Annotated in this window: 24 protein-coding genes and 1 pseudogene; 15 read left to right on the top strand and 10 right to left on the bottom strand. The window is 72.8% G+C overall.

The genetic code is table 11. From position 1 onward, the window contains the following. Nucleotides 1–59: 59 nt before the first annotated feature. Nucleotides 60–920 (top strand): MBL fold metallo-hydrolase, encoded by an 861-nt coding sequence (locus tag ACZ3X1_RS32435; RefSeq protein ID WP_467282455.1) that lies wholly within the window; start codon nt 60–62, stop codon nt 918–920. Between the two features lie 6 nt (nt 921–926). Here ACZ3X1_RS32435 and ACZ3X1_RS32440 read toward each other — a convergent pair whose 3' ends face one another. After that, nucleotides 927–2,033, bottom strand: coding sequence for a mechanosensitive ion channel family protein (locus ACZ3X1_RS32440; protein WP_467282457.1), 1,107 nt, complete (start codon nt 2,031–2,033; stop codon nt 927–929). Between the two features lie 211 nt (nt 2,034–2,244). Continuing rightward, on the bottom strand, nt 2,245–3,540 hold the full coding sequence (locus tag ACZ3X1_RS32445) for a pyroglutamyl peptidase (protein ID WP_467282459.1): 1,296 nt from the start codon (nt 3,538–3,540) through the stop codon (nt 2,245–2,247). Between the two features lie 186 nt (nt 3,541–3,726). On the opposite strand from ACZ3X1_RS32445, the pseudogene ACZ3X1_RS32450 reads away from it, so the two are divergent. From ACZ3X1_RS32450 to ACZ3X1_RS32470, 5 genes and pseudogenes are all read left to right on the top strand, one after another. Continuing rightward, nucleotides 3,727–3,799, top strand: a pseudogene (locus ACZ3X1_RS32450). A gap of 86 nt (nt 3,800–3,885) precedes the next feature. After that, nucleotides 3,886–5,025, top strand: a complete 1,140-nt coding sequence (locus tag ACZ3X1_RS32455) for a leucine-rich repeat domain-containing protein (RefSeq protein ID WP_467282461.1) — start codon at nt 3,886–3,888, stop codon at nt 5,023–5,025. Continuing rightward, on the top strand, nt 5,022–6,707 hold the full coding sequence (locus ACZ3X1_RS32460; protein ID WP_467282464.1) for an ankyrin repeat domain-containing protein: 1,686 nt from the start codon (nt 5,022–5,024) through the stop codon (nt 6,705–6,707). The genes ACZ3X1_RS32455 and ACZ3X1_RS32460 overlap by 4 nt, the downstream gene beginning before the upstream one ends. A gap of 14 nt (nt 6,708–6,721) precedes the next feature. Further along, entirely contained in the window at nt 6,722–7,921 is a 1,200-nt protein-coding gene (locus ACZ3X1_RS32465; protein ID WP_467282466.1) for an AAA family ATPase, read from the top strand. Between the two features lie 16 nt (nt 7,922–7,937). Then, nucleotides 7,938–9,128, top strand: a complete 1,191-nt coding sequence (locus tag ACZ3X1_RS32470; protein ID WP_467282468.1) for a vWA domain-containing protein — start codon at nt 7,938–7,940, stop codon at nt 9,126–9,128. Between the two features lie 21 nt (nt 9,129–9,149). Here ACZ3X1_RS32470 and ACZ3X1_RS32475 read toward each other — a convergent pair whose 3' ends face one another. Continuing rightward, nucleotides 9,150–9,881, bottom strand: coding sequence for an alpha/beta fold hydrolase (locus tag ACZ3X1_RS32475; protein ID WP_391701701.1), 732 nt, complete (start codon nt 9,879–9,881; stop codon nt 9,150–9,152). A 99-nt stretch (nt 9,882–9,980) separates the two neighbouring features. Here ACZ3X1_RS32475 and ACZ3X1_RS32480 point away from each other — a divergent pair, with 99 nt between their 5' ends. Then, nucleotides 9,981–10,436, top strand: a complete 456-nt coding sequence (locus ACZ3X1_RS32480) for a hypothetical protein (RefSeq protein ID WP_390077464.1) — start codon at nt 9,981–9,983, stop codon at nt 10,434–10,436. Nucleotides 10,437–10,490: 54 nt separating this feature from the next. On the opposite strand, the gene ACZ3X1_RS32485 is transcribed toward ACZ3X1_RS32480, so the two are convergent. Beyond that, nucleotides 10,491–11,987 (bottom strand): hypothetical protein, encoded by a 1,497-nt coding sequence (locus ACZ3X1_RS32485; RefSeq protein ID WP_467282473.1) that lies wholly within the window; start codon nt 11,985–11,987, stop codon nt 10,491–10,493. Nucleotides 11,988–12,120: 133 nt separating this feature from the next. On the opposite strand from ACZ3X1_RS32485, the gene ACZ3X1_RS32490 reads away from it, so the two are divergent. The 4 genes from ACZ3X1_RS32490 to ACZ3X1_RS32505 all read left to right on the top strand — a co-directional run bounded on the left by ACZ3X1_RS32490 (nt 12,121) and on the right by ACZ3X1_RS32505 (nt 16,444). Continuing rightward, the gene (locus tag ACZ3X1_RS32490; RefSeq protein ID WP_467282475.1) at nt 12,121–12,825 is read left to right on the top strand and encodes a VanZ family protein; all 705 of its coding nucleotides are present in this window, start codon (nt 12,121–12,123) and stop codon (nt 12,823–12,825) included. A gap of 80 nt (nt 12,826–12,905) precedes the next feature. Further along, the gene (locus ACZ3X1_RS32495; protein WP_467282478.1) at nt 12,906–13,607 is read left to right on the top strand and encodes a response regulator transcription factor; all 702 of its coding nucleotides are present in this window, start codon (nt 12,906–12,908) and stop codon (nt 13,605–13,607) included. Next, a complete protein-coding gene (locus ACZ3X1_RS32500) occupies nt 13,600–14,679 on the top strand; it encodes a sensor histidine kinase (RefSeq protein WP_467282480.1) in 1,080 nt (359 codons plus the stop codon). Before ACZ3X1_RS32495 ends, ACZ3X1_RS32500 begins: the two co-directional genes overlap by 8 nt. A 418-nt stretch (nt 14,680–15,097) precedes the next feature. Then, nucleotides 15,098–16,444: an eCIS core domain-containing protein gene (locus tag ACZ3X1_RS32505; RefSeq protein ID WP_467282586.1), complete on the top strand. Its 1,347-nt coding sequence runs from the start codon at nt 15,098–15,100 to the stop codon at nt 16,442–16,444. 69 nt (nt 16,445–16,513) lie between these two features. Here ACZ3X1_RS32505 and ACZ3X1_RS32510 read toward each other — a convergent pair whose 3' ends face one another. From ACZ3X1_RS32510 to ACZ3X1_RS32520, 3 genes are all read right to left on the bottom strand, one after another. Continuing rightward, a complete protein-coding gene (locus tag ACZ3X1_RS32510) occupies nt 16,514–16,921 on the bottom strand; it encodes a PPOX class F420-dependent oxidoreductase (protein ID WP_390077471.1) in 408 nt (135 codons plus the stop codon). 130 nt (nt 16,922–17,051) lie between these two features. Then, nucleotides 17,052–17,537: a hypothetical protein gene (locus tag ACZ3X1_RS32515; RefSeq protein WP_467282482.1), complete on the bottom strand. Its 486-nt coding sequence runs from the start codon at nt 17,535–17,537 to the stop codon at nt 17,052–17,054. Nucleotides 17,538–17,696: 159 nt separating this feature from the next. Next, nucleotides 17,697–18,638, bottom strand: a complete 942-nt coding sequence (locus tag ACZ3X1_RS32520) for a LysR family transcriptional regulator (RefSeq protein ID WP_467282484.1) — start codon at nt 18,636–18,638, stop codon at nt 17,697–17,699. Between the two features lie 89 nt (nt 18,639–18,727). On the opposite strand from ACZ3X1_RS32520, the gene ACZ3X1_RS32525 reads away from it, so the two are divergent. Together ACZ3X1_RS32525 and ACZ3X1_RS32530 are read left to right on the top strand one after the other, a co-directional pair. Beyond that, nucleotides 18,728–19,648 (top strand): zinc-binding dehydrogenase, encoded by a 921-nt coding sequence (locus ACZ3X1_RS32525; protein WP_467282486.1) that lies wholly within the window; start codon nt 18,728–18,730, stop codon nt 19,646–19,648. Beyond that, on the top strand, nt 19,645–20,637 hold the full coding sequence (locus tag ACZ3X1_RS32530) for an alpha/beta hydrolase family protein (protein ID WP_467282488.1): 993 nt from the start codon (nt 19,645–19,647) through the stop codon (nt 20,635–20,637). Before ACZ3X1_RS32525 ends, ACZ3X1_RS32530 begins: the two co-directional genes overlap by 4 nt. 310 nt (nt 20,638–20,947) lie before the next feature. On the opposite strand, the gene ACZ3X1_RS32535 is transcribed toward ACZ3X1_RS32530, so the two are convergent. Further along, the gene (locus tag ACZ3X1_RS32535) at nt 20,948–21,379 is read right to left on the bottom strand and encodes a GNAT family N-acetyltransferase (protein WP_467282490.1); all 432 of its coding nucleotides are present in this window, start codon (nt 21,377–21,379) and stop codon (nt 20,948–20,950) included. A 93-nt stretch (nt 21,380–21,472) separates the two neighbouring features. On the opposite strand from ACZ3X1_RS32535, the gene ACZ3X1_RS32540 reads away from it, so the two are divergent. After that, nucleotides 21,473–21,964 (top strand): hypothetical protein, encoded by a 492-nt coding sequence (locus ACZ3X1_RS32540; RefSeq protein ID WP_467282492.1) that lies wholly within the window; start codon nt 21,473–21,475, stop codon nt 21,962–21,964. A gap of 23 nt (nt 21,965–21,987) precedes the next feature. On the opposite strand, the gene ACZ3X1_RS32545 is transcribed toward ACZ3X1_RS32540, so the two are convergent. Continuing rightward, nucleotides 21,988–22,632, bottom strand: coding sequence for a glyoxalase (locus tag ACZ3X1_RS32545; protein WP_467282494.1), 645 nt, complete (start codon nt 22,630–22,632; stop codon nt 21,988–21,990). Nucleotides 22,633–22,973: 341 nt separating this feature from the next. On the opposite strand from ACZ3X1_RS32545, the gene ACZ3X1_RS32550 reads away from it, so the two are divergent. Continuing rightward, the gene (locus tag ACZ3X1_RS32550; RefSeq protein WP_467282496.1) at nt 22,974–23,498 is read left to right on the top strand and encodes an aminotransferase class III-fold pyridoxal phosphate-dependent enzyme; all 525 of its coding nucleotides are present in this window, start codon (nt 22,974–22,976) and stop codon (nt 23,496–23,498) included. A gap of 1,406 nt (nt 23,499–24,904) precedes the next feature. Here the strand turns inward: ACZ3X1_RS32550 and ACZ3X1_RS32555 are convergent. Next, entirely contained in the window at nt 24,905–25,366 is a 462-nt protein-coding gene (locus tag ACZ3X1_RS32555; protein WP_467282498.1) for a zinc-binding dehydrogenase, read from the bottom strand. Between the last annotated feature and the right edge of the window lie 177 nt (nt 25,367–25,543).

Consider the following 25,543-nt stretch of genomic DNA (forward strand, 5'->3'; position numbering starts at 1 on the left):
GTGCGGGCCTGTGCGACGGGCCGTTCCCGGGCGTGCGGCGACGCGAGTAGGTTGGACGGGTGATCGACTTTCTCCGGGGCGCCCCGGTCGCAGGCAGTCTTGATGTCGTCTGGCACGCGGGCTGGCCCTCTCCGAAGCACGACCCTGCTCCGGAGATCCAGGTCCACGCCTACTCCGAGCACACGGTGATCCTGCGCCAGAACAAATCCGTGCACTACGAGGCCCCGTTCCTCTTCCTCCTCTTCGGCAATGACCGGGCCCTGCTCATCGACACGGGCGCGTCCGCCGACCCGACCCACTTCCCCCTGCGGGAAACGGTCGACCGGCTCGTCGCGGACTGGCTGGAGCGCCATCCGAGGCCCGCGTACTCGCTGCTGGTCGCCCACACCCACGGTCACGGCGACCATGTCGCGGCGGACCGGCAGTTCACGGACCGGCCCCGCACCACGGTCGTGGGGCCCGGGCTGGACGCCGTCACGGCCGCTTTCGGCCTCGTCGACTGGCCGCACCGCACCGGCGCGCTGGACCTGGGCGGCCGGATCCTCGACCTGATCCCGGGCCCCGGCCACCAGCGAGCCGCTGTGGTCTTCCACGACCGCCACACGGGCATCCTGCTGACCGGCGACTCCCTCTATCCGGGCCGGCTCTACGTCGAGGACCGGGCGGCCTACTCGGCCACGGTCGACCGGCTGCTGGAGTTCTGCGCCGGCCGGCCGATCCGCCACGTGCTCGGCTGCCACATCGAGATGACCACCAGGGCGGGCGAGGACTACCCCCGCGGCACCACGCACCAGCCGGACGAACCGCCGCTGCAGCTCACGTCAGACCATCTGCGCGCCCTGCGCCGGGCCCTCGACGAGACGGCGGACCGGCACGGCTCGCACCCCTACGGGGACTTCGTCCTCGTGTACCAGGACTGACCGGCGTCAGGGGCTGTCCGTGAGGATCGACGGTGACGATCCGCGCTGGTGGGGGACGGAGCCGGGCGAGGGCGGCGACGGGAGGTCCTCGCGTTGGAGGGCGATCGTGTGCGTCGGCACCGGGATCGAGATGCCCTCGGCGCGGAAGCGCCGGTGCAGGCGCTTGATGAACTCGTGCTTGATCCGGTACTGGTCACTGAACTCGCCCACGCCCAGGATCACGGTGAAGTTGATGCGGGAGTCCGCGAACGTGTGGAAGCGGACGGCCCCTTCGTGGTCGGGGACCGCGCCGTTGATGTCGGCCATCACGCCGTCGACGACCTCGAGGGTCACCCGCTCGACGTGCTCCAGGTCGCTCTCGTAGCCCACTCCCACCTGGACCAGGATCGAGAACTGCTGTTCCGGCTGGGTGTAGTTGGTCATGTTGGTGCGTGCGAGACGGGCGTTGGGGATGATGACCAGGTTGTTCGACAGGTTGCGCACCACGGTGTTGCGCCAGTTGATGTCGACGACGTAGCCCTCCTCGCCGCTGGTGAGCCGGATGTAGTCACCGGGCTGCACGGTCTTCGAGGCGAGGATGTGTACGCCGGCGAAGAGGTTGGCGAGGGTGTCCTGGAGTGCCAGCGCCACCGCCAGACCACCCACGCCGAGGGCGGTGACCAGGGGTGCGATGGACACGCCGAGGGTCTCCAGGGCGACGAGCACGCCCATCACGAGGACCACGATGCGCGTGATGTTGACGAAGATGGACGCCGAAGCGGCCACCCCGGTACGCGTGCCCGCCATCGACTGGACGAGCCCGGCGACGACCCGCGCCGTACTGAGCGTGGCGATGAGGATGAGCAGCGCGGTCAGGGACTGGTTCACGAAGCCCGAGACGCGTGCGGTGAGCGGCAGGGTCGTGGCCGCCACCGCGGCGCCCGCGATCAGCGCGGCGCCGGGGGCGATGGTGCGCAGCGCGTCGACGATGATGTCGTCGCCGCGCCAGCGGGTGCGTTCGGCGTGCCGGCCCAGCCACCGCAGGAGGGTGCGCAGCAGCAGTCCGGCCGCGGCGCCCGCCGCCAGGGCGATACCCGCGACGAGCCAGTCGTGCAGGACGAGGTCCCGGTTCAACGGACCCCCTCGGCTGCGCGGCGTCGGCCCGTGGGTGCGGCGGCGGGCGCCGCCGGCCGTCGTATGAGGTGTGTCGTCACCTTGTCACCTGTCAGTTCGTCGTGCAGTAAGCCGCGTTCGGGCGTGTGTACGCGTCCGGAACGGGCTGCCATCCTGCCGCATGGCGGGGTGACGCACCGCAGGCGGGGCGGGGCTGGGGCGTGTCCGGCCCCTATCCGCCGGACACCCCCTGGCGTCGTACGGCGGCGTGTTGGAGGACCGCGCGGACCTCCGCGGTGATCGCGCTCTCGTTCCGCTCGAACTCGGGGCCGGTCAGCGACTGGGGGTCGGCCGGCAGGCCGGTGAGCACCGGAGTGTGGAGGTGGCCGCCGGGCAGGTGCGGGGCCAGTTCGGCGCGCAGCCGGTTGGAGCGGTAGGCGACCTCGTTCGACAGGTAGCCGCCCCCGCCGCCCGCCACGGCGCGCGAGCCCGGCGTCGGGCCGTCGGTCCGGTCCACGGGAGCCGTGCCGCCGGCCGGGATCTCGGTGACGTCGCTGTTGAGGAGGACCGGGTAGGGGCTCTGCACGGCGGCGGTCACCGCGTCGGCGGGCAGCGTGGTGCGGATGAACTCCGGGCCCGGGCCGAGGCCGGGGGCCGTTACGGGGTGCTCGCGGGTGCCGCCGGAGAGGGCGCGCGCATTGTCGGGGTAGGGGTCGGCGGACCGTGCCCGGCCGGCCCAGTCCTCCAGGGTGAAGATGCCGGGATAGCCCTGGCTGACGGTGGTGATGATGTCGGCCGCGGCGGGGCCCGCGGTGAGGTGCGGGGCGAACGCCCGCTCGACCATGCCGGCGTCGAAGTCGGCGTACCGGACGGGCAGGACGACGGCGCGGATCTCGGCCGGGCTGCCGTCGGCGAGGGTCACGCGCCGCCCGTTGAGCTGGAGGGCGGCCGATCCGGACGGGTTGGCGCGGCGTATCTCGGCATCGAGCCCGAAGGGGTCGAACCCGCTGATGAAGATCCTGCGTACGCCGGGGGCCGTCCGGAAGGCGTTGCCGGTGAGGCCGCGGGAGGCATCCTCGAGGCGGGCGCGGAGCGCGGCCCGGTCGACGGTGTACTCCGGCTGCCAGCGGGCGAGTGCGGCGGTCATGGCGAGCCGCGCCCAGTACAGCGGCCGGTCGTCCCCGGGGGCGAGGTCGCCGCCTGGGCGCTGTCCCTGGGCGCGCCGTACGGAGGCCTGCCAGAGGGACTCGCCCCAGGCGTCCAGGAGCCGTCCGGCTTCGGCGGGGTTGCGTGTCGTGCACAGGGCGGCGGGGAACCGCCGTACGAAGTCGGCGAGGCCGCCGCGCTCGACCAGGGCGGTGGTACGGGCGTCCGCGAGCCGGGACTGTTCGGCGTCGAGCGGCGCCGTCGCCGGGGGGCGGCAGCCGGTCGCGGTGGTGGCGGCGGCGTGGGCCGGGGAGGCGATCGTCACGGGGAGGACGGTGACGAGGAGGGCGGCGGCCGATGCCGCGCGACGTAAGAGCATCATGCGATGTGACATTACATAGCACCCGTCAGCCCCACCAGGCGCACCGGCCGCGACCGTCAGGACTGGCTCAACTCCACCGCTGGCGCGTCCGGTTCGGGGCTTCGCCCGCCTGCGGCGGCACCGGCAGCACCACCCCAGAACTGGTGATCGATTTTCGGCCGCCCGGTGGGTATGATCGCCGACAGCAAGGCCGTAGCGCAGAGGTCGTCGCGCCCACGCATCGAGCTGGAGGACGTCGGTTCGAATCCGACCGGTCTTGCGTCTACTTCCGCAGTTCTGCAGTACTCGTCTTCTTCAAGTCGTGATGGACGCCGGGCACCGGCGAAGGAAACCGGTGGAGTGGTGATGACACAGCCGACACCCGTGCGGTGCCCCGCGATCGAGCACCCCGACCTGCCGCCGGCCGACCCGGCCGGTCTGGAGCCGCTGCTCGCCCGGCTCGCCGCGGACCGCCCCGTCGAGGCCGACGAGGCCTTCCCGCTCGGCACCCTCCGCGCCGACGGCCGCGTCGACCTCTGCAAGCAGGGGCTCGGCCCGGCCGGGGCCGCCCGGCTGCTGCCGGCCGCGGCCGCGTCCGCGCACGCCACCCACCTGCTCCTGGGCACCAACGCCATCGGCGACAAGGGCGCCGCCACCCTGGCCGAGGCCCTCACCGCAGACCGCCACGGGCTGCAGACCCTCTACCTCGGCTGCAACCGGATCGGCCCCGACGGGGTGGGTTCCCTGGCCGGCGCGCTCGCCGACGACACCACCGTCCGCGCCCTCTGGCTCAAGCGCAACCCGCTCTTCGAGGACGGCGCCCGCACCCTCGCCGCGCTGTTGCGCCGCAACACCGCCCTGCGCACGCTCGACCTGGTCAACACCGGGATCGGTACCGACGGCGTACGCCTCCTGCTCGACGCCCTCCTGAAGCGCGAGCAACCCCTGGAACGGCTCTTCCTCGGCGGCAACGGCCTCGGCCCCGACGCCGCCCCGCTGCTTGCCTCCCTGATCCGGGAGGCCGGGGTACGCGAGCTGTATGTCCCGGCCAACCACCTGGGCGACGAAGGCGCCGCGGCCCTCGCCCGCGCCGCGGATGCCTGCGCCCATCCGGTGCGCCTCGGGCTCGGCGGCAACGGCATCGGTTCTGCCGGAGCGCGGGCACTGGCCGCCTCCCTCGGGGGCATCGAAGCCCTCGACCTCGGCCGGACCATGTCCGAGCGCAGCCTCGGAGCGCCCGGCAACCACTCCGGCGACGAAGGGGCGTACGCCCTGGCCTCCGCCCTCCCCGGCAGCCCCCTGCGCCGGCTGGAGCTGCGCCACACCGGCCTGACCGGGCGCGGCGCGAAGGGGCTGCTGGCCGCGGTGCCCCACGACACGCCTCTGGAGTACGTCGGCCTGGGCCCCGGACTCCCCCGCCGGGTGAAGCGCTTGTTCGCCGAGCGGCTCCGCCCCGCCCGGGCGGCCCACCCGGACGTGCGCGCCATCGGCAGCGTGTACCGGTGAGCCTGGCGATTGCCGAACTGCCCGGCGGTTTCCGGCAGGAGGACGGCCCGGCATGGCAGCGGATCCGCCGTTACGCGGTGCCCGGCTGGATGATCGAGCAGGCGACCGCGCACCGGCTGGCCGGTGACTGGCGTGCGGCCTGCGCGGCCGCCGCGGTGGACGTCGTTTTCGAGCTGCCCGAGCTCGAAGCCCGGTACGGCGCCGGCGTGGCCGAGGCCGTGGCGGAGGACCTGCGCCACCTCGCCCCCGACCTGCTGCGCTGGCACCTGCCCCGACTCCTGGGCGGCCGCACCACCATCGCCCCCGACCTGCGGATCGTGCTCGCCTCCTACGGCGGCCCCGGAGGGCCGGCCCTGTCCGTCACCACGCCCGTCATGACCGAGGGCCCGCAGCGGCTGCGCCTGCACTGCGCGCCGGTCGTCATCGAGCGGAACAAGTACACGGGACGCGGCTTCGTTCCGGAGCACTGGGCCGCCGTCCGGCCGTTCTGGGACGCCCGCCACGCCTGCGAGCTCGGCGCGCGCTTCGCCGACCCGGAGGGCCTCGGGGAGCGGATCGCACAGCTGCGGGCCGCCGGGGACACGGTCGGCGCGTACGCGGCTGCGGGCATCACGTGTGACCTGACGGTCCCTGCGGCCCGGCCGTACCAGGGCCCGGTGGACCCGGAGGCCCTCCTCGCGCGGCTGCCCGCCGACCTCACGCGGATCGCGCCGGAGGTGGCGCGGCTCGTGGCGGCCGGATCGGGCGACCGGTACCGCCTCCCGGCGGCCTGGCCCCACTCACTCGTACTGGAGCACACCGGTCCCGGCACGCTCCGGGCCCGCATCGTCCCACAGGCCGAGGCGACCCCCCTCCCGGCCCTGCCCCGGTACGCATGGCAGCGGCTGCCCGATCTCGAGCTGGTACGGACCGGCCGGATCTCTCCCCGCGAGCTGCACCCGCTGGTGGCCGACGCGCTGTTCCCCGGCGCCGGCCCGGTGGTGGGCCCGCCCGGCCCCGACACGGACGGCGGGCCGGTACGGGTGCGCTGTCGCGGCGGGTGGCACGAGGTGCGTTCGCGAGGCGGCGTGCTCGACGTGCCGCACACCCCCGAGGAGCAGCAGCGGGAGCGCGCGATGCGGGCGTTCGGCGGTGCGGTCTCGGGGTGCTTCGCCGTGCAGCAGTCCTGGACCACGGGCGAGGGGCGGCTGCCGCGCGGCCTGCAGGCGCAGCGGCACGCGTTCTTCCTGCGCGTCCAGCACGGCGACACCCCCGGTGTCGTGGCGCTGCTGGACGCGGGGGTGGATCCCCGGATCCGGGACGCCCGCCATCGCGGGCTGCTGCACGCGCTCCACCTGCTCGACCACGAGGTGCTGCTGCCGCGTCTGCTGGCGGCCGGTCTCGACCTGGAGGCGCGGGACAAGGCGTACCGCACCCCGCTCCTGTCCGCGGTGCACTGGGGTGGTTCGGTGTCCCTGGTCAGGGCCCTGCTGGAGGCCGGCGCCCGGATCGACGTCCTGGACGAGATGGACCTGTCGGTCTCCCAGGAGATCCGCCGCTACAAGCGCACCGACCTCGCCTTCCTCCGGGACCGCGTCGATACGGAGTTCCCCGGGATCGGCGCCGACTGGTTCGACGAGCACATGGAGTACTGGGAGGACGAGGACGGAGACGGGGAAGAAGACGACGAGGACGAAGGCTGAGAGGACGACGACGCATGAGTGCCACCCCGCCGCAGCCCGCCCGGGCGCTGGCCGCCGCCGACGCCCTGGGCGCCCGGCTGAGCGCCACCCGTACCGAGCCCGCGACCAACCCCCAGCTGGAGGCGCTGGCACTGGCCGTGACGGCCAATCAGCCCGTGCTGCTCTGGGGTGAGCCGGGCATCGGCAAGTCCGCCGGCATGGAGCAGCTCGCCACCGCGTTCGGCGTCCCGCTGGAGACCGTCATCGCCAGCGTCCACGAGCCGTCCGACTTCGCCGGGCTGCCCATCGTCGGCGACGACCCCGCCACCACCGGTGTCCCCATGGCCCCGCCGGACTGGGCTGTACGCCTGGCCCGCACCGGGCACGGGCTGCTGTTCTTCGACGAGCTGTCCTCCGCCCCGCCCGCCGTCCAGGCGGCCCTGCTGCGCGTGGTCCTGGAACGCCGGGTCGGCAGCCTCGAACTCCCGGCGGCGGTACGGATCGTGGCCGCGGCCAATCCGCCCGCCAGCGCCGCGGACGGCTGGCACCTCAGCCCGCCGCTCGCCAACCGCTTCGTCCACCTCGACTGGACGCACAACCCGCGCACCGTGGCCCGCGGCATGGCCGGAACCTGGCCCGAGGTGGCGATCCCCACCGTCGATCCCGCCAGGACCTCCGGGTCGGTCGCCCGCGCCCGCGGCGCCGTCTCCGGCTTCCTGACCGCCCGGCCGGGACTGGTCCACCACATGCCCGCCGAAGCCGCCGGGCGCGGACGCGGCTGGCCCTCACCCCGTACCTGGGAGATGGCACTGCGGCTGCTGGCCACCGGGTACGCGGCCTCGACGGGCCGGGAGGCCCTGGCCGCCGCGCTCACCGGGGCCGTCGGCGAGGCCGCCGGGATCGAGCTGCTCTCCTACCTCGAACACCTCGACCTGCCCGACCCGGACCGGGTGCTGGCCGACCCGGACGCCTTCGCGCTGCCCGAGCGCGGTGACCGGCAGCTGGCCTTCCTCATCGCCGTGGTCGCGGCCGTGCAGAGCGAGCTCACCCGTCCCCGGTGGGAGGCGGGCTGGGCGGTCCTCGCCAAGGCCGTGGAGGCGGGCGTGCCCGACGTCGCCGCCCGCGCCGCCGCAGACCTCGCCGCGATGCGCGACCTCGACTGGCCGGTACCCGCGGGCATCGACGCCTTCGTGGAGCTGCTGCAGCTGTCCGGCTCGCTACCGGGCAGCGGCTGAGGCCCGGAGGTTGAACGTGGACCGAAGCCTCGACCGCGCGAAGCTGCTGGCAGCCCGCTACAAGGCGGCCGAGGCCCGTCCGTACCTGGCCTCCGCGCTGTACGCGCTGACGGTGGTCCCCTCGGCAGGGGTGCGCACCATGGGCGTCGACCGGCACTGGCGCTGCTACGTCTCCCCCGCTTTCGTCGAAGCCACCACGGTCGTCGAGCTGGCCGGAGTGTGGATCCATGAGGTGGCGCACCTGCTGCGCGACCACCACGGCAGGGCCGAGCGCCTGCCGGCCGCCGACCAACGCGACCACGTCCGGGTCAACATCGCCCAGGACTGCGAGATCAACGACGACCTGCTCGCCGACGGGCTGGTGCTGCCCGAGGGCCGGATGGAGCCGCGGCTCTACGGTCTGCCCACGGGCGGACTGTTCGAGACCTACCTGCCGGGGATTCCCCCGACGCCCCACGGCCCGGACTGCGGTTCCGGCGCGCACGGCACGCCCACGCCCTGGGAGCTGGGCGAGGGCGGCGGCCCGGCCCGGGTCGGCCGGGTGGAGGCGGAGGCGCTGCGCCGGCAGACCGCGCAGGCCGTACGCGCCCACCAGCGCGCGCGGGGCCGGGTCCCCGCGGGCTGGGCCCGGTGGGCCGAGGAGCTTCTGGAGCCTTGCGTCGACTGGCGCCGGGCCCTGGCGGGTGCGGTCCGCGAGGCCGCCGCCTGGGCGGCCGGCGCGGTGGACTACACGTACCGCCGCCCCTCGCGCCGCACGCCGGCCCTCGGCGGCCGGGTGGTGCTGCCCAGCCTGCGCAGGCCGCTGCCGCGGGTGGCCGTCGTCGTCGACACCTCGGGTTCGATGGGCCCGGACGACCTCGCGGCGGCGCTCGCCGAAGTCACCGGCGTCCTGCGGGAGGTGGGTGTCGGCGGCAACCGGGTGGCGGTCCTCGCCTGTGACGCCGACGTGCACGCCGTGACCCGGGTGCGCAGCGCGGGCGAGGTGACCCTGGCCGGCGGCGGAGGCACGGACATGCGGGTCGGCATCAGCGCGGCGCTGGCGATGCCCGACCGGCCGAACATCGTGGTCGTGCTGACCGACGGGTACACGCCGTGGCCGGACGAGACGCCGTCCTGCCGCCTGATCGCCGCGCTGATCGGGGAGAACCCGCCCGCTCCCCCGTCCTGGGTGGAGACCGTACGGGTCGGCGACCTCGGCCCGGCGTAGGCCGCCGGGGGCTCCGCGCGCTCAGCCGCGTGGGGGCAGGTGCAGGGCGAAGCGGCGGACGGCGTCGGTGAACGCCCGGGGATCGTCGAAGTTCGCGAGATGTCGTGCCCGCGGGATCAATTCGATGCGGGCGTCCGGGTGCGCTCGGGCGAACTCCCGCTCGCCGGAGCGGAAGACGGTGTCCTTCTCGCCGTTCAGGATCAGCACCGGGGCCTTCACATGGCGCATCGCTCCCGCGTCGAAGCGTCCCAGCACCTCGCCCCAGGCGGCCGGCAGTGTGTGAAAGGCGTAGCCGGCGCGGACGGTCGCCTCCACCACCTCGGGGGGATGGAGCCGGCGCAGCAGCCGGTCGTTCCACCGGGTCAGCCGGTCGGCCGGTATCCGCGGGACGAGCCCGGCGATCCACCGGTACGGGCCCGCCCACGCACCACGCGTCGAGGCACTGGCCCCGGCGAGGACCAGCCCGCGCAGCAGGTCCGGCCGCAGCCGCGCGAACTCCAGCGCCGCGTACCCGCCGAGCGAGTGGCCGACGACGAGAGCGGGCCCGCGGTCGAGCGAGTCCACCGCGGAGGCGATGATCTCCGTCGCAGCCTTCAGACTCCAGGGCTGGGCAGCGCGGGCACCGTGCCCCGGCAGATCGACGGCTGTCACCCGGAAGTCCGTGTGCAGTGCGGCGAGTTGCGGGCTCCATTGGCCCGCACTGAATCTCGTACCGTGTACGAAGACGATGGGCGGTGCATCCACAGCCGTCATGGGTCCCCCTGATCCACGTCCGTGCACTGCGCGAACCCACCCTACGCGCGCGGTCGTTCGAGGCGCCGTGCCGGGGTGGCGTACGGCATCATCGGGATCATGACGCCCCACCCCTGCCTGCCGACCACGGAGTCGGCCGTGGCCGCGATACGGGTCATCGCGGCCGAGTACCGACGGTCCATGACCGTCACCGACGACATCGGCGCCGACCGGACGTCGCGGAGGACCTCCGCGCCGCTGTTCTCCGTCACCGATCCCGACGGGTCACTGCCCCACGAAGCGTTCGTGGAACTGGGCGGCAGCCCGGCGATCAGTGTGCGGCTCTTCCCCGAAGACGATGCGGAGATCACGCTGGACGGGGTGGTGTTCCACGACGTCCCCCGCGACCACGTACCGCCGTTCCTGACGTCCGTCTACAGCGGACTGGCCTTCGTGAAGGGGCGCTTCTTCCCGCCGGGCTACAAGCTCCACGTCCCGCTTCCCGGCGACGAGACCTACGAGGAGCACGTCCCGGGAGTCTCCCTCACGCCCTGGCTCTCCGGACGGGTCCGCTAGCACGGGCCGGTGGCGAGGCCGGGACCGGTAACTCGGCCGGGCCCGGTCCGCAGGTCACCGGGGCAGGTCCGCCCGGTCCAGCAAGGCGTGCAGTCGCGGGGCCGGCAGGCCCGGGTTGGCCGCCGCGCCCTCGGCCGTGGCCGGGTCGTCGAGCAGCGCCTCCAGCGTCTCCCCGGCGAAGAGCGGGTTGGCCGCGGCGGCGCGGCGGACACGCTCGTCCGGGTCCGTGAGCAGGGCCACGGGAGCCTGCCCGAGGGTCGGATCGGCGGCGGCCAGCGCCCGTACCTCCGGGTCCTCGTGGTCGAGCAGGTGGGACAGTCCGGTCCGCGGCAGCCTTGACTGCGTGAGCAGGTAGGGGCGTTGCCGGGGCCGGGCGACGAAGGCCGCGAGGACGGTCGCGGGCGGAGCCAGGGGGTGCCGTACGGCCAGCCGGTGGCGCACCTCCTCGTGCGGGTCCCGCGCCAGCCGTGCCACCAGGTCGGCGGGCAGTGTCGGGCACGTCGCGGCCGCCAGGCGCAGCACCACTTCCCCGGATTCGGCGCAGGTCCGGTACCAGTCCGCGTCCGGCTCCGTGTACGGCGCGAAGATCGTGCAGACGCAGTCGTGGGCTCCCTCGTCCATCTCGTGGTCGACGGCCAGGCACTGCTCCGGAGTGCGGGGCAGCGGCTGCACCCGGGCGCGCGTGCGCACCTGCTCGTGGGGATCCTCCACGAGCTCGGCCCACACGGCCGGGTCGAGGTCGACGCGGGCGGCGACGCGCATGCGCACCGCGGGGTCGGCGTCGCGGGCGAGCCGGGCGACGGCGTCGGCAGGCGTGTACGGGTTGCCGGCGAGGCACCACCGGGAGTCCGGATCGGCCATCGCCGCTTCGACCAGGGCATCCGGCAGTGCGTAGTTGTTGAGGATCTGCCAGCGCCAGCGGCCGGGGTCCGGGAGCTCCGCCTCCCTGGCTGCCGGGTCTGCCGCCCGGATGTGGCTTTCGGCGGCACGACGGACGTCCGGATGAGGATCGGTCAGCAGGGCCTGCTGCTCCTCGGTGGTGAGCAGTCCCCACACATCGACGGCGAGGGATCGCACGGCGGGGTGCTCGTGCCCGCGCATCCTGTACCGGAAGGATGCGGAAACCTGCCAGGAGGACAGGAGCTCACTCACGATCTCGACGACCGTGAGCCTCTGGGGTTCGCCGACTTCCTCGGCGGTCAGCAGGGTGACGATGACGTCGTCGGGCAGTGGCAGCGGCCGACGCGGGCGCGGGTGGGGTCCCCCCGCGACCGTCGCACGCACCAGGTCGTGGGGGTCCTCGACCAGACGGCCGCGCTGGGCCGGCGAGACATGGGGGTTGCCGGCCAGTGCCCGGCGTACCTTGGCGTCGGGGTGCGCGACGACCGCGTCCACGACCTCGTCGGGCAGGCGGCGCTCCTCGCACAGGATCCGCCGGGCTTCCCCGGCGGCCGGGTCGAGCAGTCGCAACAGCACCTCGGCGGGGGCCGCGGTGTTGACCGCGACGCCGCGCAGCCACAGGTCGGTGGGGGAAGAGGACGAGATGGGCATCCGAGCATCATGTCAGCCGTCCGCGCGGGTCGGTTCCTCGGCGCCGGGAGTGCTCTGCCCTCGGCCGCCCTTGTCGCGGGTGTATCGAAAATCGCATACGTCGCGGCAACCGCCCTGCGTGTGGAATGGGGGCATGAACCACGGCGTACCCCTGTCAGCACCGCCCCGCCGTACGGGCGGGATCGTGTTCCTCGGCCTGGCGGTCCTCGGCTCGGCGGGCGCCCTGTTCGTCCTGCGCCGACCGCTCATGATGTCCGCTCCGACGTGCATGGCCGGGCGGTGGCACGGCTGCGTCGACACGTTCAACGGTGTCGTGTTCCTGACGTTGGTCACGCTGCCGTTGGCGGTCCTGGCGGCGTGGCTCCTGGCGCGCAGGCGGCGCGCCGCCGGCGCGTCGTCGGCGTGGCCGCTGTCGCTGGCCGAGGTGGGCATGGTGCACGGGACGGTGCCGTTCGTGTGGATGATCCTGATGCCGGGCGCCGGGTCCGGCCTCGTCCCCGGGCGGGTGAGCCTCGTACCGCTGCGGGACCTGATCACGATGGGACCGCTCGGGATCGTCGGCAACCTGCTGGTCTTCGCGTCGCTGGGGTTCTTCGCCCCGATGCGGTTCGCGGCGCTGGCGTCCGTGCCGCGGGTCCTGGCGCTCGGGGCGGGCTGCTCGGTCCTGGTGGAGACCGCGCAGTACGTGCTGCAGCTGGACCGGGTGTCCTCCGTGGACGACGTACTGGTCAACGCCGCCGGTGCCGCCCTGGCCGCGCTGGCATCGCGCCGCCGGTGGCGCACGGCGCCGGACACGCCGTCGGACCGCCCCCGCCCCGCACTGGCACCGGCGGCCTGAGGGGAGCGGGGCGCCATGTCCGATGTGCACGGGTGTCTTCGCATACATCGGCGATACGGTGCGCCGCTTAGGCTTCTGACATGCGCGTATTGATCGTGGAGGACGAGCCCTACCTGGCCGAGGCCGTCCGTGACGGTCTGAGGCTGGAGGCGATCGCCGCCGACATCGCCGGTGACGGCGACTCCGCCCTGGAACTGCTCAGCGTCAACTCCTACGACCTCGCGGTCCTCGACCGCGACATCCCCGGCCCCTCCGGCGACGAGGTCGCCCGTCGCATCATCGCCTCCGGCAGCGGCATGCCGATCCTCATGCTGACCGCCGCCGACCGGATCGACGACAAGGCGTCCGGCTTCGGGCTGGGCGCCGACGACTACCTCACGAAACCGTTCGAGCTGCGCGAGCTGGTTCTGCGGCTGAGGGCGCTCGACCGCAGGCGCGCGTACGCCCGGCCCCCGGTGCGCGAGCTCGCGGGCCTGCGGGTCGACCCCTTCCGCCGGGAGGTGTTCCGCGACGGACGCTACGTCGCGCTCACCCGCAAGCAGTTCGCCGTGCTGGAGGTCCTCGTCGCCGCCGAGGGCGGCGTCGTGAGCGCGGAGGAGCTGCTGGAACGCGCCTGGGACGAGAACGTCGACCCCCTCACCAACGCCGTGCGCATCACCGTCTCCGCTCTGCGCAAACGGCTCGGCGAACCGTGGCTCATCACCACGGTGCCGGGCGTCGGCTACCGGATCGACACGCCCACGGGCACCGCCTCCCCCGCGCCCGGCGCCACGGATGCGTAGACGCCCCGGGCTCAGCGCCCGTATGAAACTCGCCCTCAGCTACACCGGGTTCCTCTTCGTCGCCGGCGCTCTCCTGCTGGCGGTGGTGTGGGGATTCCTGCTGCGGCACGTGCCCGACAACTCCCAGGGCCTGCTCGGGATCTCGCCCAACCGCTACCTCCTCGTGCACACCTTCGCGCCGGCCGCTGCCGTGGCGATGGCCTTCCTGCTCGTGTTCGGCCTGGTGGGGGGATGGCTCCTGGCCGGCCGCATGCTGGCGCCGCTCACGCGGATCACGGAAGCGGCCCGGACGGCCGGGAAGGGGTCGCTGTCCCACCGGATCCGCATGGAGGGCCGTCAGGACGAGTTCCGCGAACTGTCGGACGCGTTCGACTCGATGCTCGAACAGCTCGAGTCCCACGTCGCCGAGCAGCAGCGGTTCGCGGCGAACGCCTCGCACGAACTGCGCACCCCGTTGGCGATCTCGCGGGCGCTCCTCGACGTTGCCCGCACGGACCCCACGCAGGACCGGGCCGAGATCATCGAACGTCTGCACACGGTGAACACGCGGGCGATCGACCTCACGGAGGCCCTCCTCCTACTCGGCCGCGGCGACCGCGGCAGCTTCACCCGCGAGAGCGTCGACCTCTCCCTCCTCGCCGAGGAAGCCGCCGAAACGCTGCTCCCCCTCGCCGAACAGCGTCGGATCACCCTCGACGTCACCGGCGGCACGGCCCCGACCAGGGGCTCCGCGGAGCTCCTGCTGCGGATGGTGACGAACCTCGTCCAGAACGCCATCGTCCACAACCTCCCCGCCGACGGCACTGTGACCGTCCACACCGAGGCGTACGGCGACACGTGCGTCCTGCGCGTCGAGAACACGGGCCGTCCCCTCCCGCCGGAACTGGTACCGACCCTCACCGAACCCTTCCAGCGCGGAACGGAACGCGTACGCACCGACGAGCACGCCGGCGTCGGCCTCGGTCTGGCCATCGTGCACAGCATCGTCCGCGCCCACGACGGAACGCTCGGCCTGTCCCCCCGCCCCACCGGCGGCCTCGTCGTCACCGTCCGCCTTCCGGCCGCGCCGTAGGGGGCGCCCGGGCCGGGTATCCCGGCCTCACCACAGAGGCCGCCCGCGCGGTCGGGGCCTGACGGTCTGCCTCAAGGGGCACCTCGGTTGCACGCTCCGGTGTGCGTCCGGGCAGAGTGTCGACGCCATGCGCCGAACATTGCCTTCACCTTGGCGAGTTGGCCGATAATACGTCAGACCCCCTGGTCACAACGGGTGTGACCGCCCCTGGGGATGTGGCCGGCAGCCGCCCGAGGCGGCTTCCCCGACGTACCGAGAAGGCGATCGTGTGAGTCCCAGGCACCCCCGCTCGACGCGGAAGACCGACGACCAGTTGCTGCAGTCCTCCCGCCAGTCCGCGGCTCCGCAGCAGGCGGCCGCACCTCCCGTGGGGCTGTTGGCGCTGCAGTCCAGTGCGGGCAACGCCGCGGTCGTGCAGATGCTCCGTCGGTCCGGCCGGCTCGGGGACCAGGAACAGCACCAGCACACCGACGGATGCGGGCACCACCGGCCCGGAGAGCACGCGGTGCAGCGCTCCGCCGTGCACGACGTCCTGCGCGCCCCCGGGCGCCCCCTGGACACCGCCACCCGCACCGACATGGAGGCCCGGCTCGGAGCGGACTTCTCCGACGTCCGCATCCATGACAACAGCACCGCCAAGGCCTCCGCCGCGGAAGTCGGGGCACGCGCCTACACCTCCGGAAGCCATGTCGTCATAGGCGCCGGCGGCAACGACAAGCACACCCTCGCCCACGAACTCACCCACGTCATCCAGCAGCGCCAGGGACCGGTCGCGGGCACCGACAACGGTGCGGGGCTGAAGGTCTCCGACCCGTCGGACCGGTTCGAGCGGGAGGCGGAGGCGAACGCCGGCCGGGTCATGGCGCCCGGCCACCGCGCCGCCATGGACGTGCAGCACCAGGCGGTGCCCTCGGCGCCCTCGACCGCGTCCGGTTCCGGCGCCGCGGTGCAGCGCGTCGAGAACCCGCAGGACCGGTTGACGGAGGAGTACTGGCGGGACAAGGCGGGGCTGGGCGGTGCCAGCAGCAGCAACGCCAAGGCCAGGGCCACGCACATGGCCGATTCCAAGAAGGCCGCGAAGAAGTTCAAGGCCAGCAAGCCGGCGCGCACGATCGACGAGATCATCAAGACCGTCGGCCCCGCGCTGCTGGAGGAACTGCGGCGCAAGGACGAGGGCGCCGGGCGGATGGAGCTGTACAGGTCCATGAGTTTCGAGGAGGCCGAGAGCGCGCTCGCCTACTGGGGCGACACAGCCGCACGGGAGGAGATGCTGGCGTACGTGGCCTCCGCCACCGGCTCGGCGAAGGAGTTCAGGGAGAAGGGCTACACCGGCATGACCATCGGGGCCCACCTCGGCGACCAGGGCCAGGCCGACGGGTACTACGAGACCCAGGGAGCCCCCTACGCCGTCCAGCTGAAGTTCACGCTGAAGCCCGGGGCCCACGAACTCCTCTTCGACCAGGCCCATATGGCCCTCGGGCCGGGTTACAAGAACGACTACATCCGCAAGGCGAACGAGCGCGGCGGGGACTACAAGAACGCGAACCCGAACGAGGGCACGCTGGGCGGCTACATCGGCGTCAAGGCCGAGGACAAGGAACCGTACAGCCTGGGCATCGCCCAGGGGAACAACGGCAAGAACGGCCGGGAGCTCGGTGCGAGCCAGCTGCTCTTCCAGTTGTTCGTCGAGAACGTCGAACTCGTGAAGAACAGGTCGGGGCAGGAACTTCCCTCCGCCGCGCCCCAGCAGGAGCTGGCCGCCTGATACCCGCAGCTCACCGCGGACGCCCCGGCCCGGTTCGGCCGGTCCGGGACCTCCACGGGGCCGGCCGCGCTAGAGCGAGCCGACGACCTTGCGGGGAACGACCCGTACCACGACGCGTGCGGCATCGTCGACGGAGGCGGGGTTGAAGTCGCGGTAGTCCTTGCCCGTGTACTTGCGCGAGAGTTCGTTGATCAGCTCCTGGCCGCCCTCCTCGCTCAGCTCGGCCGTGCCGCGCACTTCGGCGTAGGTGTACGGCGCGTCGTGCGGGTTGATCATCACGGTGATACGGGGGTCACGGCGCAGGTTCTGTTCCTTCCTGCGGCCCACCGTCGTGGAGATGAGCAGCTGGTCGCCGTCGCGCCTGAGCCATGTCACGGACAGTTGCGGGCTGCCGTCGGGCTGGATGGTCGCCACCGTCGCGAACACGGGGGAATCGTCGATGAGGCGCTTCAGATCATCGGAGAGTGCAGCAGACACGGGCGCAAGCCTTTCCGGAGGGACGTCCCGCACCCACGGCACGGAACCCGACACTTCTGACTCTGTGTCACCATAGCTCCCGTCACCGCCACCCCCACGTGACAACGCGGCTCACGGCGTCCGACGGCCCCTACCGGGGCTCGGGGCGCTCCTTCAGGGCCGTGCCGCAGCCGGTGCAGTAGCGGGCGTCCGCCTCGATCGCGTGGCGGTGGCACCGGGGGCACACCAGGTGGAGCGCGCAGGGCTCGGGGGCGACGGCAGGGGTGCTCCGTCCGATGCTCATTCCGCGGCGCCTGTGGTGCACGGTCAGCACGAGCAGGCCCTCGGGGCCGGCCAGTAGTGCGCGGGAGGTGCCGCGCGGCAGCAGTCCGATGAATCCGGGGGCCAGCCGGGACTTGGTGCCGTCCAGGGTGAGGGTCCCGCCGCCCGCGACGACGACCAGCATGACGTCGACCTCGGCCTCGGTGTACGCCGCCCCGCCGGTCCCGGGCAGGTGACGCACCAGGTTCGCGTCCAGCTGCCGGTCTGCGCCCTCCAGCCGCCACAGCGCGCCGCTGTCCCCCTGTGCAACCGCCGCGACCAGCCCCGCGACCGTTACGAACTCCGCCTCCCGCACAGCTTGCCTGTCCTTCGCACCCGAGCCGAACCTCACTGCACCACACCATCATGATCTCCCCCTCATGGCGAAGGCGCAGACCCACAACATTCGCGGGCTGTGACTGTCGGCCTCCGTGTGCGGTGCCGGGATCCGCCCCCGATATGCGCGTGCACGCCGTCAGCCGGTCGTCCCCGTTGCGTTCGCGGGCGGGTCCGGCAGCCAGTCGCGCGTCGGGTCGTACTCCAGCCAGCGCCTGTGCCGCGCTTCTTCCGCGCAGGCCGCGGTGAGGCCGTTCAGGCCCGGGTGTCCGTCGCCGCTGCGCCACAGCAGCGACCAGGCGTACAGCGGCGTGGGGTCCACCAGGGGTACGGAGCGCAGCCCGGCGACCTCCGGCAGGGGCACGTCCGCGGGCAGCAGAGAGAAGCGGTGCGGATCGCCGGCCACCTCGGCGAGGAAGTGGGCGAGGCCCAGATTGACGCTCGCGGCCCTTTTCCGGATCCCGAACCGCTCGGCGAACTGGTGGAGGAAGTCGAGCCGCTGCAGCGCACCGGGTGCCCACAGGACGCTGCCGCGCAACTGGTCGGGCCGGAGCTCCCCCGCGGCCGCGAGCGGATGGTCCGCGCTCAGTACGGCGTCCACCGGTTCCAGGCGGACGAGGCGGTGTACCAGTGCGGTGTCCAGGGGCGGGTGGACCCGGCCGAAGGCCGCGTCGATGTCGCCGTGCAGCAGCGCGTCCGTCACCGACGGGAGATCGCGCCCGTGCCCCATCACCAGCTCGCCGGCTCGCCCCGCGACCTGGGCCAGGGTCCGCATCGGTGCGTAGAGGTGCCCCCAGACGTCCACGTGCAGCGGACGGTCCTTCCCGACCGCCGCGGCGACCGCGGCGTCGGCGGCGGTCACGGTCTGCCGGGCGGGTGGGAGGAAACGCGCTCCGGCCTCGGTGAGGCGCACCCCGTTGCCGTCACGCTGGAACAGCCGGGTTCCGAGCAGGGATTCAAGTCGCGAGATCCGTTTGGACAGTCCCTGTTGGGTGATGGCGAGCATCCCCGCCGCCCGGCCGAAGTGCAGTTCCTCTGCGGCGTGCACGAAGGCGCGTACCTGTGCGAGGTCGAGATCCACGGCTCCCACCATAGGTCACAACCGACGGTTGTCGGCCGTGCTGGTGCGTTGTTGGATCCCGGGATGGCGGCGGGCGTTGGATTGTCGGCATGCGAAGACTGATTCCCACCGGGGAGGCGGAGCGTCCGGTCGCTTTCGCCGAGGTCCCCCAGCCCGTCCCGGAGCCCGATGAGGTCCTGGTCAAGGTCGAGGCGTTCGCGCCGAACCGGGGCGAGACGTTCCTCCTCGAAGACCCGCGGCCGGGGTGGCTGCCCGGCAAGGACGTCGCGGGGCTCGTCGTGCAGGCCGCGGCGGACGGCTCGGGTCCCGGCATCGGCGCCCGTGTCGTCGGACATCCGGCGCAGGGCGGCTGGGCCGAGTACGCCGCCGTGCCCACGCACTCGCTCGCGGCGCTCCCGGACGGCATCGACAGCGTACGGGCGGCGGCCCTGCCGCTGGCCGGGATCACCGCGCTGCGTCTGCTGCGGACGGCCGGCCCCGTGGCGGGTCTGCGGGTGCTGCTGACCGGTGCTTCGGGCGGGGTCGGCCACTACGTCACGGAGCTGGCCGTCGGGGCCGGGGCCGAGCTGACCGCGGTGACGGCCACGCCCGGGCGTGGTGAGCGGCTCGTGGAGCTGGGCGCGCACGTGGTGCAGGGGGTCGCGGCGGCCGAAGGAACGTTCGACGTCGTGCTGGAGTCCACGGGCGGGCCGGATCTGGCCCTCGCGCTCTCGAAGGTCCGGCCGGGAGGAACGCTCGTGTGGTTCGGCCAGGCGAGCCGCACGCTTGCCATCCTGGACTTCTTCCGACTGCTCGGCGGACCCGAGCGCGTCACGATCCGGCACTTCCACTACGCCGGCGCCCCGTACGGATCCGATCTCGCGGCGCTGGTGCGGCTCGTGGAGCGGGGTCGGCTGCATCCGGAGATCGGCTCGATCACCGGCTGGGCCGCGACCGCCGACACGCTGGTCGATCTGCGAGAGCGCCGCATACGCGGCAAGGCCGTCCTGCTGACGGGAGGAACGCGGTGAACGTCCCCGATTTCGCCGCCGCCCAGTACACGCGCGCGCTCGGCGCGGGCCTCGACCCGCACGAGTACCGGCGCGTCACCGACGGCCTCGCCTCCCTCTCCGACTGGGGGCCGGCCTTCTTCGACACCGGGCACGCCTACCTCCGGCGGGCGGATCAGGCGGCCTCGCCGGTCTCGGCGGGCGAGTACCTGCTGATGGCGGCCCGCTGGTTCCACGCCGCCACGCTCGCGCCGTACGCGCAGGCACACCGCGCCGCCGTCGAGGCGGACCACGCCCTGGGCCGGGCGCTCGCCGCGCTGGAACCCCATGCGCGGCGGGTGAGCGGCGAGGGATTCACCGGCTGGCTGCGCGGCCCCGCCGACGCCGTCGGCACCGTGGTCGTCGTGCCCGGTCTGGACTCGGCGAAGGAGGAATTCCTCGACCTGGCGTCCGCGCTGACGGCCAGGGGACTGGCGGTGTTCACGATGGACGGCCCCGGGCAGGGCGTCCTCGCTGCCGCAACCGTCTTCAGGCCGGACTACGAGCAGATCGTGAGCCGGGTCGTCGATGCGCTCGGTGTCGCACGGGTCGGACTCGTCGGCCTCAGCCTGGGCGGCTATTTCGCGGCCCGGAGCGCCGCGCTGGAGCCGCGCGTGGCCGCGGTCGCCACCGTCAGCGGCCCCTTCCGCCTCGACTGGGACGAACTTCCCCCGCCGGTACGGGACATCATGGCCGAGCGTGCCGGAGGCACGCGCGCCGCCCGCGATTTCGCCCGCCACGTGGATCTCACCGCCCTGGCCTCCCGCATCACGGCCCCGCTCCTGGTCGTGGACGGGGGCCAGGACGTGATCCCCGGCGTCACCAATGCCGAACCGCTGGCCCGCCTGGCCCCGCACGGCACCTACCTGTCCGTCCCGCACGGCGACCACCTCCTCGGCAACGCACGGCCCGACTGGCTGGCCCCGCTCGCCGACCACTTCACGCACCACCTGGGGGGTCTGGAGGCGTAACGCCCGGGCCGCCGGTCCGGTTGGGGAGCGCGAGAGGTGTACGAAGGCCACGAACCTCGGCATCCCGGTCCGGCTGCCCGACGGCCGGATGCTGTTCGTCTTCGGCGACACCTTCGAAGAGGCCCGGGCGGGGGGCGGCTGGTGGCACTCCCCGGCCGGCCCGCACTCCACCGGTTACGGCCGCAACGGCCCGCTCCTCCTGCACCGGGTTACGGGCCGGCCCGGGGCCCGAGTGGAGCGCGAGGCCGACGGCCTCCGCTCCGCTCCGGCCCGTTCCGTCACCGACGGGGCGGGGCCGGGGCCGGGTGGTTCACTGGCTGCCGAGTGTCATCCACCGCTCGGGCGCCTCCAGCGGGGCGAAGCCGATCTTGGCGTAGACCGTGTGCGCGTCCGCGGTGGCCAGCAGGACGCGCCGCAGGTCGTACGGGGCGAGGTGGTCGCACACCGCGGTGACGAGCGCGGTGCCGATCCCCTTGCCGCGCACGTGCGGGGAGATGTACACGTCGCAGAGCCAGGCGAAGTCGGCGTGGTCGGTCACCACGCGGGCATAGCCGACCTGCGCACCGGAAGCCCGTTCGTAGACGCCGAAGTTGAGGGAGCCGGCGATGGCCCGGTCCTGCTTCTCCCGGGACCGGTCGCGGGCCCAGTACGCGTCCTGCGACAGCCACTGGTGGACCAGCGCGTTGTCGATCCGTGCGGAGTCGGCGGATATCTCGTATTCAGCGGGAAGGAGAGTGGTCATGGCTGCATCCAAGCAGTTCCGATCACTCCCCCACCGCTGGTTTTCGCCCACCGCATGATCATGGAACGGACGCGGCGTGCGAGGATCCACCCCATGGATCGCGAAGCCGTGTGGACGTGCGCAGCGGACGGGAAGCCGTCCGCCGGGCCCGAGGACCTCCTGCGCATGGTGCGCGGTGCTGCCCGTACGGCGCCGGGCGGACGCGTCGACGCGCGGATCGCCCGGTGCGTGATGTGCGACGCGGACGAGGACGGCTTCGAGGTCGCCAAGGGCGAGTGCTTCTGCGTGGGTTGCTGCATACCGCTCGGCGTCACGGACGGCGACGTGCACCCGGTCGCCCATCCGTGGCGGCTCAAGCCGTCCGAGGCGCCGCTGCCGCCGGCCTCGCCGGGCCCGGGCTTCGAGGCGTCGGACCTGCCCCGCTGCCCCGCCGGCCACGACGTGTTCCACGTCGCGGTCGCCCTGGCATTCGCGGCGGACGGGGCGGTGCGGGGTGTCACGGTCGGCCTGCGGTGCCCCGAGGACGGCGCGTTGTGCCTGTACGTCGACAACGCGCGCGTGGTGGCGGCCGGCGCGGCGGCCTGATCGGCGTTCCCGCGCGGTCGGGGTCAGGACTGCACGGGGGCTTCCCAGGTGAACCCGTCGGGGTCGGTGAAGGCGTCGGGGGTGCCGCCGAGGACGATGCGGTGCGAGCCGGCGCCGTCGACGGGGACACCGAGGTCCTTGGCCAGGGCGCGGCGCTTGTACAGCGCCAGCTTGACGGGGCTGGACCCAGCGGCGGTGAACTCGGCGTACTTGCCGCCGAAGCTCTTGCCCACGGTCAGACCGCGGGCGACGTAGCACTGCTTGGTGGCTTTCACGTCCTCGACGCCGATCAGCAGGACGACCTCGTCGATCTCGCGGGTGGCGGGACCGGTGTCCTTCCTCGCCGAGGTCGCGATCTTCCAGATCGTCCCGTCGGGAGCCTGGACGATGCCGCCGTAGCCCCACAGCGACTTCGCGGCGGGCTTCAGCACGGTGGCGCCGGCGTCCACCGCGGCGGCGACGAAGCCGTCGACGGTTGCGGGCCCGGCCACGGTGAGGGCCAGGGTGAAGCCGCGGAATCCGGAGGAGTGCGACTCGGACGCCCGCAGGCGCACGTACCTGTCCACGCCGAAGGCGCTGTAGAAGCGGCGGGCGGCTTCGAGGTCGGTGACCTCGATGGTGACGGACGCGAGGGACGTGGGGGCCGGGGTGTGCGTGGTGGTTGCCATGTCCCTCACGCTAGGGGGTGGAGGGCTGCCGGGGCTTCTCCATTCCTGACCGGTCCGAGGCGGCCCCCGTAGCCGGGGCCCCGGTCGGGCCTCTTGCATGACATGCAAACTCCTTGCATCCCTGCGGCTACGGACTGTTGTACCGCGTTCTGGTGCGGTGGTCTTGGAGTTGCCGCGGTCCACCATCGCCGCGCACTTTCCACCCTCCCAGTGAGCACTCCGAGGAAGGGACTTCTTCGTGGATCGGTCCTTGCGCCAACGCGAACGTCTGTTGACGTCGTCCAAGCCCCTGCCGGACTTCGAAGCCGTGGGTTCGAACGGGCCCTGGCTGCACTGCGCCGATGGCCGCCGGATTTTCGACGGATCGAGCGGCCTTCTCTGTGAACGTCGGGCAGGGCAGTCCGGCGGTTCTCTCCCGCATCGGGCGGCAGTTCTCCCGCTACTCGTTCGGTGGTGCCGCCGTCGTACAGCCCCACATCCAGATGGAGCTGATGGACCGCCTGTGCCAAGCGGTGGGCCGCCCGGAGGACTCTGTCGCGCTGACCACGTGCGGAACCCTCGGCGTGGAAGTCGCGGTGGGCCTGGCGCGGAACATCGTGCGGGCCCGCGACGGGAAGCGGCGCGGGGACATCCTGACGGCCAGCCTGTCGTACCCCGGTCACAGCATGTTCGCCCTCGGGGTTGCGGGCAACCAGATCTGCAACCCCCGCCCGGAAGACCGCTACGGTCTTGGCCCCGCATTCCCGGCGCCCTACCCGCCGACGCACGGCCACGCGCATGAAGGGCACGGTGTGATGCCTCGTGCGCCGGCGAGGTGGCGCGGGCGATCGACAGCCGGGGTGCGGAGAACGTCGCGGCGGTGCTGATCGAGCCGATCAACGGGACCACGGGCGGCGCCTTCGTGCCCCCGGATGGCCGCTGCTGCGTCACAAGGACTCAGACCCGCTGCCCGCCATGGGCACGATGGCCCCCTCATGGCGGCGGCCTGCCTCGGGGTCCTGGATGAGCTGGAGTCCGTGGACTTCGGCGCTTTCACGGCTCGCGGCGAGTGCCTAAGGGCTGTCCCTTGCCTCTTGGGCGCCTGTGCGAGATGTCCGTGGCATCGGCCACCTGTACGGGGTCGAGGTTGCGGCTGGCCTGCCCTGGCCCCTGATGGAGGAGTGCGAGCGGCGAGGCGTCTTCTTCCACCCGTTCACCGGAGCCGGTGACCCGCGCAGCGAGGGCCTGGTCGTCGCGCCCCCGCTGAAGCGACATCCACCCTGTTGAACTGCGCTAACGGGGGAATGCGCATGGAGCCGCTTGTCCGACGTGTGGAGTGTGAGGGCCGAGGCCGCCGCGCCCCCTGTGTGAGGAGATGCCCCACGTGAGTACCGCCCCAGCGCTGATACCGGCTTCCGTTGTCGATGCGGCCTTCGACGCCGCGTACGAGACACACCGCCAGTTCCGGCACGGTGCGTTCGCTGAAGCCTGTCCGACCTGCCACGTTCCTGCAGGCGAGCTCTGCCTGGCTCGGCGCAGTGTGCACGCCGCGCGCCGCCGAGCCCACCGCGACCAAACGGAGCGCACCCGGGTTCCGCTGCTGGCGGCGCTGGTCCGATGAGGTCACTCACCGTAAAGCCCCGCTCCGGCCTGAGTGGCCAGTTGGTCGCACGTGCCGTACCGAATCGGTGGATCAGCAAGAAGGCGGTCGTCGGTCCCGAGAGTGGTCGCCTCGAACCGCGGGGAACATCGACGGTGCTCTGCGCCGGCGCCCACGGTGCTTGGACCACCGCCCCGGCGGTAGTGCTCTGCAAGAGGAGGGGCGGGCCGGCAGGAAGGCTGTGACGCCCCTAGAAGCGCGGTGCGTACCGCGTCGATGAGGTGTGTGGTCCGGCAGTCGACGGCCGTGGCCACCCGTAGCTTTCTCCGGCGCCGCGTCAGGCTGCAGCCGGGCCTGTCATCTGCTGGAGGGCGCCGAAGAAGTCCTCGACCGTGTAGTGGAGGTCCTCGAAGACACTGTGCAGCATGCGCAGCGTCTGCTTCTGGCCTTCCGGGCCGCCCGGGTTTCCAGGAACGAGCGGCTGAGGAGTCCAGTCAAGGGCGAGCGTGTCGTCGAGGAGGTCGGGGTTGTCGGTGTCGATGCCTCGTAGAAACAGCGGGCGAGTTCTTCAGCGCGGGTCACAACGTGCTCCTTGTGCGGGCGTGGTCTTGTGCGGGGCGTGGCCTTGTGAGGGGCGCGGGCTGTCCGGCAGGCACTGTCGGCTGCGGGTCGCGTGTCGGCGAGGGGGCCGGGTCAGGCCGTGGTGATGACGAGTTTTCCGCGGACGTGGCCGCTGGTGGAGGCTGTGTAGGCCTGGTCCATGGCGGTCAGCGGATAGGTGGTCGTCTCTCCTACGCGCAGTGCGCCGGTGGAGACGAGTCGGCCCAGTTCGGCCATGTCGTCGTCGGTGGCCCGGTAGTTGAAGTTGACGGCGCGGACACCGGCCTCGGCGAGTGCGTCGGGGTCGGCGGCGAAGATGGTGCTGGCCAGACGGCCGCCCTTGCGCAGCAGCGGGGCGATCTTCTGGGCCACCACCTCGCGGTCATCGACCAGGTCCACAACCGCGTCGATGTCTTCAGGGTGCGCGGCACGAACCGCGTCCGCGACGTCAGTGGTGCGGTAGTCGACGAACTCGGTCGCGCCGAGCTGTCGGGCGTAGTCGTGGTCCTCCGCTGATGCGACCGCGATGACGCGGGCGCCGCGTGCTGCGGCCAACTGTGTAGGAGAGGTCCATCACCAGGCGCGTGAGTGGCCGGAGGATCTCCGGGGGCAGCGGAATCTCAAACGGGTTCTCCTCCATGCAGACGGTGTCCCCTACGGGGGGCCGGGCCCCGGCGGTGACCGTGAGGGTGACGTCCAGGCCGACGTCCACGGTCACGATGGCCGGTCCGG

This window comes from Streptomyces sp. NPDC023541 (genome assembly GCF_055559995.1).